This window comes from Methanobacterium spitsbergense (genome assembly GCF_019931065.1).
Lineage (GTDB): Archaea > Methanobacteriota > Methanobacteria > Methanobacteriales > Methanobacteriaceae > Methanobacterium_B > Methanobacterium_B spitsbergense.
This window is the reverse complement of record NZ_JAIOUQ010000007.1, coordinates 150,275-164,875: the sequence shown is the minus strand read 5'-3', so window position 1 is coordinate 164,875 and position 14,601 is coordinate 150,275. Positions and strand designations below refer to the sequence as shown.

Genomic DNA, 14,601 nt, shown 5'->3' with positions numbered 1-14,601 from the left:
GTCAGATTCATTTGATTACTGTTTATTCTTAAATAGGAGTGTATACAACAGCCAAAATTTTAGCGTCACCGCCATGTGCATGTAAATCATGTGGCACAACAGAATCGTAGTAAATACTATCCCCTTCAGAAACCAGGTAGGTCTCTTTACCATAAAGAACTTCTATTTCACCGTTCATAACAAAAATAAACTCTTCACCTTCGTGTGATGATAATTGATAATCTTCTGTTTCTGGTGGGTGTACATCAATTAAGAATGGTTCCATATGTCTGTCGGTTTTTCCAGATGCAAGTGAGTAAAAATCCAGTGTACTGTCCTTAAGATTACTATTTTTACCAGAAAATCTTGTTACATTTTCTGATTTACCTGATTTAACAACAACCGGACCTGTTTGTGGGGCGTCGTCTAAAAATGTGCCTAAACGCACATCCAAAACCTTCGCAATCTTTAATAATGGGGATAGTGATGGTATTACTGCATTACCTTCAAGTCTTTCAACCAGATCTACACTGATTTGACTTTTCTCTGCAAGTTCTTCGATTGAAATATTTTTACTCTCTCTTAACTGACGTATTTTTTCTCCTACTTGATTATCTGGCATTAAATCACCTTTTTAACATCCACGTTTATAATGTATTATAATTATAAATACTTAAATTATGTTTCAAATCTTTTTATTTGTATATTCTTAATATCTTTTTTTATTTTAAACATTCTTAGATATTTATAAAACTGAGTTTTGAAAATATCATAGAAAAAAAAGAGTTGTATCCAGTCTAGTGTTAATATAATAGATTAATTACCGGAATTTGTTGATAAAGTACTATTATTTGTATTATTTATAGGAGTTACAGGAGTTTCATTGGTTATATTGTATACAATCCTCTTTGTAACATAAACAGGTTCAAATGAAGGATCTCCAATAGCTGTGATCTGCTCTTGTCCGCCCAAACTGGTCAAACTCAAATTTGATATGGTTAAACCATCAAATAAGTTAGTTCCCACATTTGCCACATTCGCAGCTGAAGCAGTTCCAAATGCAATTAGTGCTATCATCAACACTATAAACAAAGTTCCTGATTTCTTTGGATTCATTTTAATCTACCATAAAATTTAATTTAAATACTATTTTTTAATATTTTTGATTTTAATTAACAAATTTTGGTTAAAATTATTTTTGGACAACCTAAGTAATCCGTGACTGATCTTCATATTGGTTATATTATTCAAAACATTTATATCCTTACTAATCTGTATGCAACTAGGCAGAATATGAAATAATACTGAAAAAACTTATTTCCCAATCCAATAAATGAAAAGAATATAAAAAAATATATTTAAAGTAATTAGATCCAAGTTTTACTCTACTGTTACACATTTAGCAAGGTTTTTTGGTTTATCTGGATCTATTCCCCTTTCAACACTGATATAGTAGGATAGGAGTTGCAATGGCACTACATAGGGTATTGGAGATAACATTTCACTTATATCTCCATCAAATCCCATGATGTCATGTGATTCAGATTTTAATACCTCATCCTTTGAAGAACCAACAGCAATTACCTTGGCACCTCTTGCTTTTACTTCTTCTATATTGCTTAGAGTTTTATCGTGGCTTTCACCAGGAGGTACAACTGCTAAAACAGGCACATTATCATCTATAAGTGCTAATGGCCCATGTTTAAGCTCACCTGCAGCATAACCTTCACCATGTATATATGTTATTTCTTTAAGTTTTAATGCACCTTCCAGTGCAGTAGGATAGGAAAATCCCCTTCCAATGAAAAAGAAATCATTTGCATCTTTATATTTCTTAGCTATCTCAATAATATGGTCTTCATTTTCAAGTGCCTGTTTCATATGGTCTGGAACCTTTTGAAGCTCTGCTAAAAGTTTATCATTACCACTCATAGCACTAACAAGCATATAAATTGAAACTAATTGACATACATATGTTTTAGTGGCAGCAACACCTATTTCTGGTCCGGCTCTAGTATAAATAACATGATCAGCTTCTCTTGTAGCTGTGCTCCCAAGAACATTGACTATTGCAAGGGTTTCTGATTTTTTATTTGCTATTTTCAGAGCTTTCAATGTGTCTGCAGTTTCTCCAGATTGGGTTATTAATATCACCAGTGTATCTTTGTCAAGGGCTCCTTCTGAGAATAAAAATTCCGATGATAACAAAACATCTGTAGGAATTCCCAATAATGTTTCAAATAAATATTTTCCAACAAGGGATGCGTGGAATGATGTTCCACAAGCAACAAAACATATTCTTTTGAATTTAGAAAACTTACCAACAACTTTCTCAATCTCTGAAAATTCCATAAGCGTATTTTTAACAACATCCGGCTGTTCGTGTATTTCTTTCAGCATGAAATGTTTGAATCCCCCTTTTTCTGCCATGTCAGAAGACCAATCAATTATATTTACTTTATTATCAAGGATATTTCCATCCATATCCTTTATTACAACACCATCAGGGCGCAATATAACCATTTCGTTATCATTTAGGTAAATAACATTTTTAGTGTGTTCCAATATTGCAGGAACATCTGATGCTATAAAGGATTCTTTTTCTCCCACACCCACTATTAACGGACTTTCTTTTCTAACGCCTATTATTTTGTTTGGTTCATCAGCAGAAATTACTGCAATTGCATAAGATCCTTTAATATCCTTTGTTGCTAATCTAGTTGCAACTTCCAAACCATTTCCCATTTCCATGTACTTTTCTATTAAATGTGATAAAACTTCAGTATCTGTTTCTGAAGCGAATATATGGCCTTCATCTTCAAGATTAGCCTTCAATTCTTTATAATTTTCAATTATCCCATTATGAACTACCGCTATCCTTTTTTTACAATCTGTTTGTGGATGGGCATTTATTCCTGTGGGAAGTCCATGAGTTGCCCACCTAACATGAGCTATTCCCATATTACCCGGAATATCTGTTAAATCCAACCTTTTCTGGACATCATCTATTTTACCTTCGCCTTTTTTGATATATATATCTCCAGAAAGCGTTGCTAGCCCAACAGAATCATATCCTCTGTATTCTAACCTTCGAACGCACTCTAAAAGTACTGGCGCTGCTTCGTCATTAATTATACATGCTACAATTCCGCACATGATTTCACCGATAGTTCTTTCCAAAAAATTTATTGATCAATTTTAATAATTAAATATTATATTCCATCTGAAATTATTTAGTATATGATAAAATTTAAACGTAAATTTGAATTCTCTTTTTTTATAATAATAGTATTTACTACTATGAACCTTCAACATCTATATAAAATTATCATATCCAATTTATGCCTAAAAGGAATCTTTAAAAAATTTCAGTTAATAATATCAGAAAGAATTGTAAATGCAATATTTTGATAAGTTTTTCTAAATAAAGATATTTTAAATAATTGAACAATTCCTGTTATTATTTTAAATTAAATCATACATGATGTATGAAATTTTATTTGTATTATGGTAATTAATGAGATCTTGTTATAATACTCATATTTGCATCTTTAAGGTCATTACATCCAGTTAATATCATTGCCCGTCGAAGATCATCTTTAACATATTTATAATACATTTTCACAGCTACCTCTCCTCCTGCTAGCGATAACCTTGCTATAGGCCTACCTATCAGTGCAACATCAGCACCTAATGCCAGAACTTTGAGAACATCATATCCCGTTCTAACAGCCCCATCAGCCAGTATTGGGATCTTTCCAGAAATTTCATTTGCAATCTCTGGAAGCACTTCCGCCATTCCCTGGCCACCATCGAGTACTCTACCTCCATGATTGGATACATAACATGCACCAGCACCCGAATCTAGAACTTTGACTGCATCTTCCTTACTCATTATCCCCTTGAATATTACAGGTTTTTCAGTTGAATCAACCAGTTCTATGAGATCATTTTCACTTTTTCTGTAAACAGGTTTTTTGGAACTATTCCATATTGTGGAACCTGCACCTTCAAGATCAACACCTACAGCAATTACATTCAGTTTTTCAGCTAAATGCATTAGCTGGATGAGTCGTTCCTGTGATTGTGGTTTGAATATTGGTATGCCCCATCCTTTATTTTCACCAACAATATTAACTCCCAGGTCATCAGGACTGTGTGGTGTATTTCCAACCAAACCTATTGAACCTGAAGACATCGCACCCTTTAAAAGACCCCTGTAAAATGCATCTTCGGGTACAACATCATTCATACTACTTTTAACTCCAGAAAGACTGGCACTCATAACAGGTAGAGTTATTTTCTTCCCAAATATTGGAACTGACATTTCTGGTTCATGATGTGCTTTGATAACACACATTTTAAGTTTGTAATCCTGAAGAGTATTGTAATTTGCTTCAAAAGTCTTTCCTTGGCCAGCACCTCCAAAACCTATGGGTGCTCCAAATTTCTGTCCAGTACATATTCTATCGGGCTGTCCATCACATACTGAGAATTCACCACAGATACCTATAAGCATTTTACGGGCTATGGAACGGTAATAATTCAGATCTTTTGATTCATGTTGTGTTTCGTTGTATGCGGTCATTTTAAGCGAAAAAATATCATCTCGCACTTCTTGCAAGTATTCTTTGGGCATTCCACATACAGGACACAGCCATGAATCAGGGAATTCATCCAAACTAGTACCTGGTTCAAGATTTGTTTCAGGATCTCCCTTATCCTCATCATATGCATAAATGTTACAATAAGTGCAGATATATTTCATTTTTAACTAACCTCTATCTTAATTGAGTGTTCATTCTTTGGTGTATAAATTTTTTGAGATGGTTTTTAAATCTAAAAGTTCGTCTGCTTCCTCTTCTGAAAGAATTCCTCTAATCACCACAATGTCTCTGATAGATTTTTTACTGCCCATAGCTTGCTTAACAAGTTCTGCTGCCTTAATATATCCAATCTTTGGCGAAAGAACAGTTGCAAAACTTGGATTCATTTCAGCAATAGTTTTTAATCTATCGTTATTAGCAGTAATTCCTTCAACGCACTTTGTCTGGAATATAGGTAGATAATTATTTAGAAATGAAATTGAATCCAAAATATTGGAAGTCATTATAGGAGTCATTACGTTCAATTCAAACTGTCCTGCCTGTGCAGCTAAAGATACTGTCGTATCATTTCCTATAATCTGAAATGAAATCATATTGAGACATTCTGCCATTACTGGGTTGAACTTTCCAGGCATTATAGACGATCCGGGTTGAACTGGAGGTAAATTTATCTCAGCAAATCCTGAAGTTGGTCCTGATCCCATTAACCGCAGATCATTCGATATTCTAATTAAATCGTGTGCAAGTTCTCTTAGAGCTCCAGATAAATTCGAAATCTGCGATCTACTTTGTAAAGCTTCTAGACTGTCTTTGGCAGGGATCAGATCGAGTGATGTTAGTTCAGCAAGTTTCTTAACCACATTATCCCTATAAAAAACAGGTGTGTTAACCCCAGTTCCTGTAGCAGTACCTCCTATTGCTACTTCAAGCAGATTATTCCTCTTTTCATGTATTTCCTTTGCTGCACGAATAATTGCATTGCCATAGGCTATGAATTCATCACCTAATGTTACAGGCATAGCATCCATAAGATGAGTGCGTCCTGATTTAGGAGTATCTGAAAGTTGTTTACCTTTCGATTTAAATGAACCACCCAAATTGATGAGGGTCTTGTAAAGTTTGTCAGATTCTTTTATAATTGCAATATGAGACGCTGTGGGAAATGTATCGTTACTCGATTGGGATGCATTTACATGATCGTTGGGGCTTAAATAATCATATTCACCTTTATTTCTGTTTAAAATTTCTAATGCCCTGTTGGCAAGTACTTCGTTTATATTCATATTGAATGAAGTGCCAGCTCCTGATTGGTAAAGATCAACAGGAAATTGATCTGCTAATTTACCATGAAGTACATCATCTGCAGCTTTTAAAATCGCCTCTCCCCTTTCATTATCAAGGGAACCTAGTTTCATGTTGGTGATAACAGCTGCTTTTTTAACTGTTACATACGCATAAATCAATTCGGTTCTTTCAGTCCTGCCACTTACTGGAAAATTTTCCACTGCACGTAAAGTCTGAATACCATAATAAACCCCTGATGGGATCTCTTTTTCACCCAATGAATCCTTTTCCAATCGCATATTTATGGTTCCTCCTCTTTCTTCTCATTTATATCATTTAATTGTTCTCGAGCCTTGGCAATTGCAATAAGAGGAGGAACCCCTTTGGGGCATACTCTGCGACAATTTCCATAAAATTCACATGCCCACCATCCCTCCGGAATATTGGCAAGTTCAAGTCTGTCTGTTCCTTTTTTTTCCCTTGGATCAATGTGGAATCTGTATAGTTTCGCAAGTGCAGCAGGCCCCCAATAATCTGGATTCTTTCCATCTATTGGACATGAACCAAAACATGCACCACATAATATACAGTTGGTGTATAACTCTAATTCAGGTATTGCTGATGGATCCATTAATCTTTCTTTTTCAGGTGTTTTGTCGGCTGGTTTAAACACGGGTTCCACAAATTTATAGTAATTAAAAAATGATGTTGTATCAACTATTAGATCCCTGATTACAGGAAAATTAGGAAGCGGTTCAACTAAAATTTCTTCTTCAGGATTCCATTTTACAGTTTCTTCAATAGCAGGGAATTCTGATAATGGAATTTTGAGTTCACCCTGGATTAATGATGCTACTTGTGTTCTGCATGCAAGCCTTGGCACTTTATTTATGAGCATTGCACATGTTCCACATACAGCACCCCTGCATGAATAGTGAAATGCAATAGAATCATCAAATTCCTGTTGAAATTGGAATAAAGCCCCTAATACAGTTATACTAGGATCTGATTTTAGTTTGAATGTATCATAGCGAGGTTCTTTCATTCCTTCATGGTATCTGTAAACCTTTAGTTTCATTAGTAAACACGCTCCTTTGGTTCAAACATTCCAAGAATGACGGGTTTATATGTAATATCGACTTCTTCACCATTTAAAATTGAAACTGTGTGTTTAAGAAAGTTTACATCATCACGTTCAGGATGATCTATCCTAGTATGAGAACCTCGACTTTCCTTTCGCTCAATGGCACTGAGTGCGATAATTTCTGCTAATTTAAGCATACCTTCAACTTCTAAAAACTGTATGAGTGACTGATTAAAAGGTTTCTCCTTATTAATTGGAGAAAGCTTGGAAAATTGTTCCTGTAAATTTTTAATCTCAACAAGTCCCTCATCCATTCCATCAGAATCACGAAATATTCCGAATTTATTAAACATAATGTCGGTAATGGCATTTTTTACCCGAAAAAAGTTTCCATTATCCTTACGATCCATTATATCGCCTATTTTATCTTCAATATCAATTATGGCCAACTTTATAGGTTCGATGTCTTGTTCTAAATGGATCGGATTATCTTCAATAATTTTATCAGCAACCAATCTTCCATATACTACAGTTTCAAGCAGTGAATTACCTCCTAACCTGTTAGCACCATGTACACTAATACATGCACATTCGCCTGCAGCATACAATCCCAGTAATATTGTAGCTCCATTAATATCAACGTCTATTCCGCCCATTGAGTAGTGCTGGCCTGGTTGAACTGGAACTGGATCATCGATTGGATCAACTCCTGCAAAATCCATAGCTATCTGTCGTATCCCTGGTAACCGTTCCATAATACGATCCGCACCTAAATGAGTTAAATCTAAATTAACATAACCTCCATCAAATCCCCTTCCTTCTCTAATTTCAGTTTCAATTGATCTTGCCACAACATCACGAGGTGCCAGATCCAATGAGTTGGGTGCATAATGTTCCATGAACCGCTCCCCATTACTGTTTAAAAGAATTCCTCCCTCACCACGTGCCCCTTCACTCATTAAAATATTAGTACCGTAAAGGGTTGTAGGGTGGAACTGTACAAATTCCATATCTTTCAAAGGCACACATGCATTTAGTGCAAGTGCATGACCATCTCCTGTATTTATTAGGGCATTGGTTGATCTGCTGAATATTCTTCCAAATCCTCCTGTAGCCATAAGAACTGCTTTTGAAACAAATCCATGTACATTTCCTGTCTTAATATCAATGGCCGTGCATCCATTACATCTCCCCCTATCCTGCACCAGTGATGTTACAAAAAATTCCTCATATACGGGGATATCCCTATCAAATAACTGTTCATATAATGTGTTAAGAGCATTATGACCAGTACGATCGGCAGCATAACAAGTTCTAGGAAATCCTGCCCCTCCAAATGGACGTTGAGCTATTTTTCCGTTTTCCAGTCTAGACCACACCGTTCCCATGTGTTCAAGTTCTATCACTGTTGAAGTTGCCTCACGACACATTAGTTCAACTGCATCCTGATCTGCTAAATAATCTGATCCCTTGACAGTATCATAGGCATGCATTTCCCAACTATCATTTTTACCGTCTTCTCCCGGAACATTTCCAAGAGAAGCATTCATTCCTCCTTGAGCAGCAACAGAGTGGGATCTCAAAGGATGGACCTTTGAAATAATAGCCCCATTGAGCCCGGCATCTGCTATTTGGATAGCTGCCCTGAGCCCAGTTAATCCACCACCAATTATTATTACTTCATGACTATGAATGGTTGCTTGTGGGATTGAACCGCTCTTTTCCTTTGCATCATCATGGTTTAAAGATTTAGTTACAATAACGTTAACCCCTCCCAAATAATTAGATCTAAATTTATAGACAATAAAAGGACAAATTTATTACTCCTTATTACTTTTTGATGGATATACAATTCTATTTTACTAAATCATGACTTATTAGTATCATATTATATTTTTAATATAATGAAAATTGTTTTTTTAAATGGAACTCCATGTTTAAACTCTATATTCGTTTAATTTATAATTTGGAGAATTAATAATTTTTGAATTTGTTATTTATTCCTCAAGGTTAACTTCACAAAATCAGATATATGAAAGTGAACTTTATTTAACAATCAATAGCACATTGTAGTCGTATTAAATATCCGATATGTATTTAATTAAGTTATTTAAGTGTAATTAAATGTTTTTATAAATTATTAATCAAATATATCTATTTAAAAATTAAAATAGTGAAAAATAAGATTTTATATCCAATTTATGATGGTATTCATAAGTTAAAACTCCAATTATCAAATATATGTTTTTCCTACGAAGTTTTTATATAATCCTACAGACTTATCTCTAATTAAAAAGTGAGTGTTTTTCAATTAGAAGTGTCTAGTAATAATTAGTAAAAACAGAAAGCAAAATTATTATAAACATTCTGTTCATTGGATAGTTTTTATAAAAAATATTAAAGAATTAATGGAGTTTAAAATGAATTCAAAAATTGGAGATCTCATATACGCTGGTAAAGCAAAAGACGTGTACGAAACAGACAATCCAACACAAGTTATAGTTAAATTCAGAGATGATATAACTGCCGGAGACGGGATTAAAAGTGAAAGCCTTGTTAAAAAGGGTTTTTATAATTCTGTGATCTCTTCAAAGTTTTTTGAAGTTTTAGAAAAATCTGGAATTAAAACACAGTACATAGAACTGATTAAACCAGGTTATATGTTATGCAAAAAATTAGATATGATACCTCTAGAGGTTATAACTCGAAATATAGCAGCAGGAAGCCTTATAAAAAAATTTCCATTCACCGATAAACAGGAATTAAATCCACCTGTAATACAGATGGACTATAAAAACGATGAATATCATGACCCCATGTTAAACGATTCCATAACTATTGCCTTAGGTCTTGCAACACAACAAGAACTTGATGGTATAAGAGATATTACCCTTAAAATCAACGCTATATTAAAGGATTTCCTCTTGGAGAGAGATATCCTATTCCCTGATTTTAAGATTGAATATGGTTTTGATTCCCAGGGGAATATAGTACTGGGAGATGAGATTAGTCCAGATACATGCAGATTTTGGGACTCAAAAACATGGGAAGTTCTTGATAAGGATTTGTTTAGAAAGGGTGAATCAGGTGTTATGGATGCCTACATGAAAGTCGCATCTATGATACTCAGCAATGAAGATAAGGAAAAATGGAATATCAATCTTTAAACAAACAAATTTTAAGAGTATGATTCTAAAAAAAAATATTTTTAGATATTTAATTAGGGATCAGATATCTTAATAGACGAATTTAAATTTATTAGTTAATTCCAAAAAAAGAAATGGTGATGCAATGAAATATGATGCAGAGGTTAAAATTAGTCTGAAAAATGGTATGTTAAATCCCGAAGCAGCAACTATACAGAGAGCGCTGGCCTTACTTGATTATAATGTAGAAAATACAGCTACAGTTGACATGATTAAGTTTACAATTGAAGGATCAGATCAGGAACTTGTTAAAAAAGAAGTGGATGAAATGTGCCAGAGACTACTCTGCAATCCTGTGATCCACGATTATACCATTAAAATATCTCCAAAAGAGGAATAAAAGATGAAAGTTGGGATAATAAGATTTCCTGGGTCAAACTGTGATAGGGATGTTTTCCATGCACTTGAACTTGCAGGGGCCAAACCAGAATATATCTGGTGGAGCAAAAGAGATCTTTCAGACTTTGAAGGCATAGTGATACCTGGAGGATTTTCTTATGGAGATTATCTCCGTGCAGGAGCCATAGCAGCAATCACCCCTGTGATAAATGGCATTAAAGACTGTGTTAAAGAGGAAAAACCTGTTCTTGGAATATGTAACGGTGCCCAAATACTTGCAGAGGTTGGACTGGTGCCCGGTGTTTTTACTGAAAACCAGAATGCCAAATTCATTTGCAAATGGACAGAACTCAAGGTTAACAGTACCAGAACACCGTTTACAAGTATGTACAAGAAGAATGAAGTAATAAATATGCCAATAGCCCATGCTGAAGGTCGTTACTATACCGAAAATCTTAAAAAACTACATGAAAATGATCAGATAATACTTTCATTTGAATCCGAAAATCCAAACGGGTCAATGGAAGCCATTACAGGAGTATGTGATGAAGAGGGATTGGTGTGTGCAGTCATGCCCCATCCTGAAAGAGCTTCAGAAACTATTTTAGGATCTGATGACGGTTTAAAATTCTTTAGTGGAATGATTAAATATTGAAGCCATCCCATTTTATGAAACTATAGCATATTGATTGTAATATAAGAAGGTATATGATTTTTTTTAAGGTTATTATGCCCTTAAAATTAATTTAATTATTTATTGATTCAAATAATCAAACTTAAAAATCCAAGGTGAAAACATGGTAGTATATTTGGTTGGTGCTGGACCTGGAGATCCAGACCTTATAACTCTTAAAGCCGTTAAGGCCCTAAAAAAAGCTAACGTGGTAATTTACGACAGACTTGCAAATAATGAAATTTTAAAGTATGCAGAAAATGCTGATCTCATTTATGTAGGTAAAAAAGCAGGAGAACATTACAAAAAACAAGACGAAATAAACCAAATACTCATTGATCAAGGTAAAAAACACCAAAATGTTGTTAGATTAAAGGGTGGAGACCCATTTGTATTTGGTAGGGGTGGAGAAGAAATGCTGGCTTTGTTAGAAGAAGGGATATGTGTAGAATTCATTCCAGGAGTCACTTCTGCCATTGGTGTACCCACATCTTCAGGACTTCCAGTTACACACAGAGGTATTGCAACTTCATTAACAATAGTTACAGGACATGAAGACCCTACAAAGCCTAACAAACAGGTTAAATGGGATTTTAAAGCAGATACTATAATTATTCTTATGGGTATTGGACTACTGGAAGAAAACACCAAGGAAATAATGAAGTACAAAGATCCAAAAACTCCTGTCTGCGTTATTGAAAATGGTACATCTCCAGATCAGAGAATTATAACAGGAACACTCGAAGATATCACTCAGAATCATATAAACACTCCTGCATTGGTAATTGTAGGTAAGGTAGTGGATGTTTTTAAGGAATCTTTACTTAAAAAGGCTAAACTCGAAAAGGTTGAAGGTAAATGAAGGGTAATGAATTTGAGGGAAAAGTAATAGGTATAACACGTCCTGCTGAAAGGATTGCTGAAGCCGTGAACATTGTTGAAGCACATGGTGGAAAGGCATTTATTGCACCTACTTTGGAACTCCAAGTTTCAAATTCCCAGTCTCTAAAAAACTTGTGCAAAATGGCAGGAAAGCTTGACTGGTTAATATTCACTTCCCCAACAGCAATTATATCATTATTCAAACATTGTAATGATCTTAAAGAGAGACTTAGTCCTGACTGTAAGATAGCTGTAATAGGTCCCAGAACTGGGAAATTCCTGGAAGAAAAGGGCTTAAAAGTAGATATGGTGCCAGAGGATTATACTGCAGAAGGGCTTCTGGAGGTTTATCAAGGATTAGAACTCAATAATAAACTTATAGGACTCCCCAGAACATTATCTGCAAGGGATTCACTTCCAGCGGGACTGGAAAAAATGGGTGCGCATGTTTTCATTGCCGAAGCCTACAAATCCGAACTTCCAGAAAATAAAGATAACGTTGAAAATTTAATAAAAAACATAATCAACGGAAAAATTGATGCGGTAACATTTACAAGTACTTTAACCGTGCAAAATTTGCTAGAAATTGCTAAGGAAGAGGATAAGGAGAGATTACTCGAAAAGTTTAGGAATGGGAATGTTGCTGTAGCTGCAATAGGTCCTGTTACAGCCAGACCCCTGAAAGAACAGGGTATTCCTGTTTTGATTCCTGAGGAATATACTGTTAAAGCTATGCTAGAAAAGTTAATGAATTATATGAATTAATAAAATGATGAAAACTAATATTGTATAATATATTTCAGGTGAGTTTTATTATGAAAGCAATAATTTGGCCAGTTTACATTGATTCAAAGAAAACTAAACATGAAGGAAGAAAAATTTCAATAGAACATGCTGTAAGTTCTCCTAAGATTCGAGAAATTTCAAAGGCAGCTGAAAAGCTTGATTTAAATCCTGAAGTAGATAAAAATAAATCATATTCTAGATCCTGGTGGGAAATCTCAGGAAGAGTTACAGTGGATAAGACAATGCCCAAAAAGGAAATCCTGATCAAAATTAGTAATATGATTAAGGGAACCCGATCAAAATAACTATAATAAAAATTATTTTTAATACCCTAGAACGGAGTTAACATGCTTGAATCTGATAATTCAATGAACTTATCCTTTAATAAAGCACATGAATTGATTAAGAAATCCGAAGACATTAAAATATATACCCATATAGACTGTGATGGTGTTACAGCAGGTGCTATATTATCTTCAATGCTTGATAGGCTTGATAAGGATCATGAAATAGAATTTATAAGTCTTGATAAGATAGACGATCTTAAAGCAGAAAATGAACTTACAATATTTTCTGATCTCGGATCTGGACAAGATCTGACCGAATTTTGTACCTCCGCATCAAAAACTCTGATCCTTGACCATCACCCACCAATCAGGAAGATGGGACAATCAATGAATGGAGAACTAGTAGAATTAAATCCACATTTCCATAATATTGATGGATCCTATGAAATTTCGGGTGGAGGAATGAGCTATCTCCTTGCAAGAACATTTGGATTTCAAGATCTAAGCTGGATGGGTGTTTTAAGTGCTGTTGGAGATATGCAAAACAGTTTTAATGGAAAAATGGTTGGTATAAACCATGGTATACTCAATGAAAGCATTAAACATCAATTGGTTGAATCAAAAAACGATCTTGCAATCTATGGAAGACAAACCCGACCAATATTTGTTGCATTATCCTATTTTGGAGATGTGAATCTACCAATAACCAATAATAAAACAGAATGCCTTCTTCTTTTAAATAAACTTGATATTCCAACTAAAAATGGTAGAAAACACAGATCATTATGTGATTTGAGTGTTGAAGAAAAGGGCAGGTTATTTTCCGAGCTGGTCCGTATGTTGAGTTTGGAAGTTCCTTCCAAATATGTTAAATACGTACCAAAATTAATATCTGGAGATTCATATGAGTTTTTAGAAGAAGAAAAATATTCCCCACTTAGGGATGCTAGTGAATTCTCAACTGCTGTTAATGCATGTGGAAGACATAACCACCATAAAGTTGCATTAAACGTATTAAAAGGAGACAGAGGTGCGGGACTTGATGAAATGGAACATCTTGCTCTCGGACACCGTCGTTACCTTGCTCAAAAAATGAATTGGATAAGGGGAGACGACAGAATAATCCCCCTCAACAATATACAGTACTTTGAAGGAAGTGAAATAAAGAGTGAAGTAATCGGAACCATAGCAGGCATGATATTAAGTTATGGTGATTGGAGGAAACCAATTATAGGTTTTACACCAATTGGAGAAGACAAGGAAGGAATAAAAGTTTCATTACGATGTTCAAGATTACTTGCATACAATGGTATACACTTTGGAAATTTAATTAGAAAGGTTGCAAAGAAAGTTGGTGGAACAGGAGGAGGACATTCTGTTGCCTGTGGAGCGTATATACCTGAGGGCAGTACCGATAAATTTTTGAACCTCCTTGATGAAAGTTTGAAAGGATTGATCTAAATAAGTGGGGAGT

14 protein-coding genes are annotated in these 14,601 nt (G+C 34.7%); 7 read left to right on the top strand and 7 right to left on the bottom strand.

The window, feature by feature from the left end; translation table 11 throughout:
* Positions 1 to 28 precede the first annotated feature (28 nt).
* The 7 genes from K8N75_RS06475 to K8N75_RS06445 all read right to left on the bottom strand — a co-directional run bounded on the left by K8N75_RS06475 (position 29) and on the right by K8N75_RS06445 (position 8,732).
* A complete protein-coding gene (locus K8N75_RS06475; RefSeq protein ID WP_223791275.1) occupies positions 29 to 601 on the bottom strand; it encodes a helix-turn-helix domain-containing protein in 573 nt (190 codons plus the stop codon).
* 194 nt (positions 602 to 795) lie between these two features.
* On the bottom strand, positions 796 to 1,095 hold the full coding sequence (locus K8N75_RS06470; protein WP_223791274.1) for a hypothetical protein: 300 nt from the start codon (positions 1,093 to 1,095) through the stop codon (positions 796 to 798).
* Between the two features lie 264 nt (positions 1,096 to 1,359).
* A complete protein-coding gene (gene glmS, locus K8N75_RS06465; protein ID WP_223791273.1) occupies positions 1,360 to 3,135 on the bottom strand; it encodes a glutamine--fructose-6-phosphate transaminase (isomerizing) in 1,776 nt (591 codons plus the stop codon).
* Between the two features lie 358 nt (positions 3,136 to 3,493).
* The gene (locus tag K8N75_RS06460; protein WP_223791272.1) at positions 3,494 to 4,747 is read right to left on the bottom strand and encodes an alpha-hydroxy-acid oxidizing protein; all 1,254 of its coding nucleotides are present in this window, start codon (positions 4,745 to 4,747) and stop codon (positions 3,494 to 3,496) included.
* A 30-nt stretch (positions 4,748 to 4,777) separates the two neighbouring features.
* Positions 4,778 to 6,169 carry an aspartate ammonia-lyase gene (locus tag K8N75_RS06455; RefSeq protein WP_223791271.1) on the bottom strand — a complete coding sequence of 464 codons (1,392 nt, stop codon included), beginning with the start codon at positions 6,167 to 6,169 and terminating at the stop codon, positions 4,778 to 4,780.
* Between the two features lie 2 nt (positions 6,170 to 6,171).
* A complete protein-coding gene (locus tag K8N75_RS06450) occupies positions 6,172 to 6,948 on the bottom strand; it encodes a succinate dehydrogenase/fumarate reductase iron-sulfur subunit (protein WP_223791270.1) in 777 nt (258 codons plus the stop codon).
* Complete coding sequence (locus K8N75_RS06445; RefSeq protein WP_223791269.1) at positions 6,948 to 8,732, bottom strand: FAD-dependent oxidoreductase; 1,785 nt, start codon at positions 8,730 to 8,732, stop codon at positions 6,948 to 6,950. Before K8N75_RS06445 ends, K8N75_RS06450 begins: the two co-directional genes overlap by 1 nt.
* A 642-nt stretch (positions 8,733 to 9,374) precedes the next feature.
* On the opposite strand from K8N75_RS06445, the gene purC reads away from it, so the two are divergent.
* From purC to recJ, 7 genes are all read left to right on the top strand, one after another.
* Entirely contained in the window at positions 9,375 to 10,121 is a 747-nt protein-coding gene (gene purC, locus K8N75_RS06440) for a phosphoribosylaminoimidazolesuccinocarboxamide synthase (protein WP_223791268.1), read from the top strand.
* 124 nt (positions 10,122 to 10,245) lie between these two features.
* Positions 10,246 to 10,500 (top strand): phosphoribosylformylglycinamidine synthase subunit PurS, encoded by a 255-nt coding sequence (gene purS / locus K8N75_RS06435; RefSeq protein ID WP_223791267.1) that lies wholly within the window; start codon positions 10,246 to 10,248, stop codon positions 10,498 to 10,500.
* 3 nt (positions 10,501 to 10,503) lie between these two features.
* Positions 10,504 to 11,154, top strand: a complete 651-nt coding sequence (purQ, locus tag K8N75_RS06430; protein ID WP_223791266.1) for a phosphoribosylformylglycinamidine synthase subunit PurQ — start codon at positions 10,504 to 10,506, stop codon at positions 11,152 to 11,154.
* A 142-nt stretch (positions 11,155 to 11,296) separates the two neighbouring features.
* Entirely contained in the window at positions 11,297 to 12,034 is a 738-nt protein-coding gene (gene cobA, locus K8N75_RS06425) for a uroporphyrinogen-III C-methyltransferase (protein ID WP_223791265.1), read from the top strand.
* Positions 12,031 to 12,819, top strand: a complete 789-nt coding sequence (locus K8N75_RS06420; RefSeq protein WP_223791264.1) for a uroporphyrinogen-III synthase — start codon at positions 12,031 to 12,033, stop codon at positions 12,817 to 12,819. Before cobA ends, K8N75_RS06420 begins: the two co-directional genes overlap by 4 nt.
* Before the next feature lie 50 nt (positions 12,820 to 12,869).
* Positions 12,870 to 13,145 (top strand): signal recognition particle subunit SRP19/SEC65 family protein, encoded by a 276-nt coding sequence (locus K8N75_RS06415; RefSeq protein WP_223791263.1) that lies wholly within the window; start codon positions 12,870 to 12,872, stop codon positions 13,143 to 13,145.
* 42 nt (positions 13,146 to 13,187) lie between these two features.
* A complete protein-coding gene (gene recJ, locus K8N75_RS06410; RefSeq protein ID WP_223791262.1) occupies positions 13,188 to 14,588 on the top strand; it encodes a single-stranded-DNA-specific exonuclease RecJ in 1,401 nt (466 codons plus the stop codon).
* The last annotated feature ends 13 nt before the right edge of the window (positions 14,589 to 14,601 follow it).

Coding starts and splice junctions, on each gene's coding strand:
- K8N75_RS06475 (WP_223791275.1), bottom strand. CDS start 601: ATGCCAGATAATCAAGTAGGAGAAAAAATACGTCAGTTAAGAGAGAGT.
- K8N75_RS06470 (WP_223791274.1), bottom strand. CDS start 1,095: ATGAATCCAAAGAAATCAGGAACTTTGTTTATAGTGTTGATGATAGCA.
- glmS (WP_223791273.1), bottom strand. CDS start 3,135: ATGTGCGGAATTGTAGCATGTATAATTAATGACGAAGCAGCGCCAGTA.
- K8N75_RS06460 (WP_223791272.1), bottom strand. CDS start 4,747: ATGAAATATATCTGCACTTATTGTAACATTTATGCATATGATGAGGAT.
- K8N75_RS06455 (WP_223791271.1), bottom strand. CDS start 6,169: ATGCGATTGGAAAAGGATTCATTGGGTGAAAAAGAGATCCCATCAGGG.
- K8N75_RS06450 (WP_223791270.1), bottom strand. CDS start 6,948: ATGAAACTAAAGGTTTACAGATACCATGAAGGAATGAAAGAACCTCGC.
- purC (WP_223791268.1), top strand. CDS start 9,375: ATGAATTCAAAAATTGGAGATCTCATATACGCTGGTAAAGCAAAAGAC.
- purS (WP_223791267.1), top strand. CDS start 10,246: ATGAAATATGATGCAGAGGTTAAAATTAGTCTGAAAAATGGTATGTTA.
- purQ (WP_223791266.1), top strand. CDS start 10,504: ATGAAAGTTGGGATAATAAGATTTCCTGGGTCAAACTGTGATAGGGAT.
- cobA (WP_223791265.1), top strand. CDS start 11,297: ATGGTAGTATATTTGGTTGGTGCTGGACCTGGAGATCCAGACCTTATA.
- K8N75_RS06420 (WP_223791264.1), top strand. CDS start 12,031: ATGAAGGGTAATGAATTTGAGGGAAAAGTAATAGGTATAACACGTCCT.
- K8N75_RS06415 (WP_223791263.1), top strand. CDS start 12,870: ATGAAAGCAATAATTTGGCCAGTTTACATTGATTCAAAGAAAACTAAA.
- recJ (WP_223791262.1), top strand. CDS start 13,188: ATGCTTGAATCTGATAATTCAATGAACTTATCCTTTAATAAAGCACAT.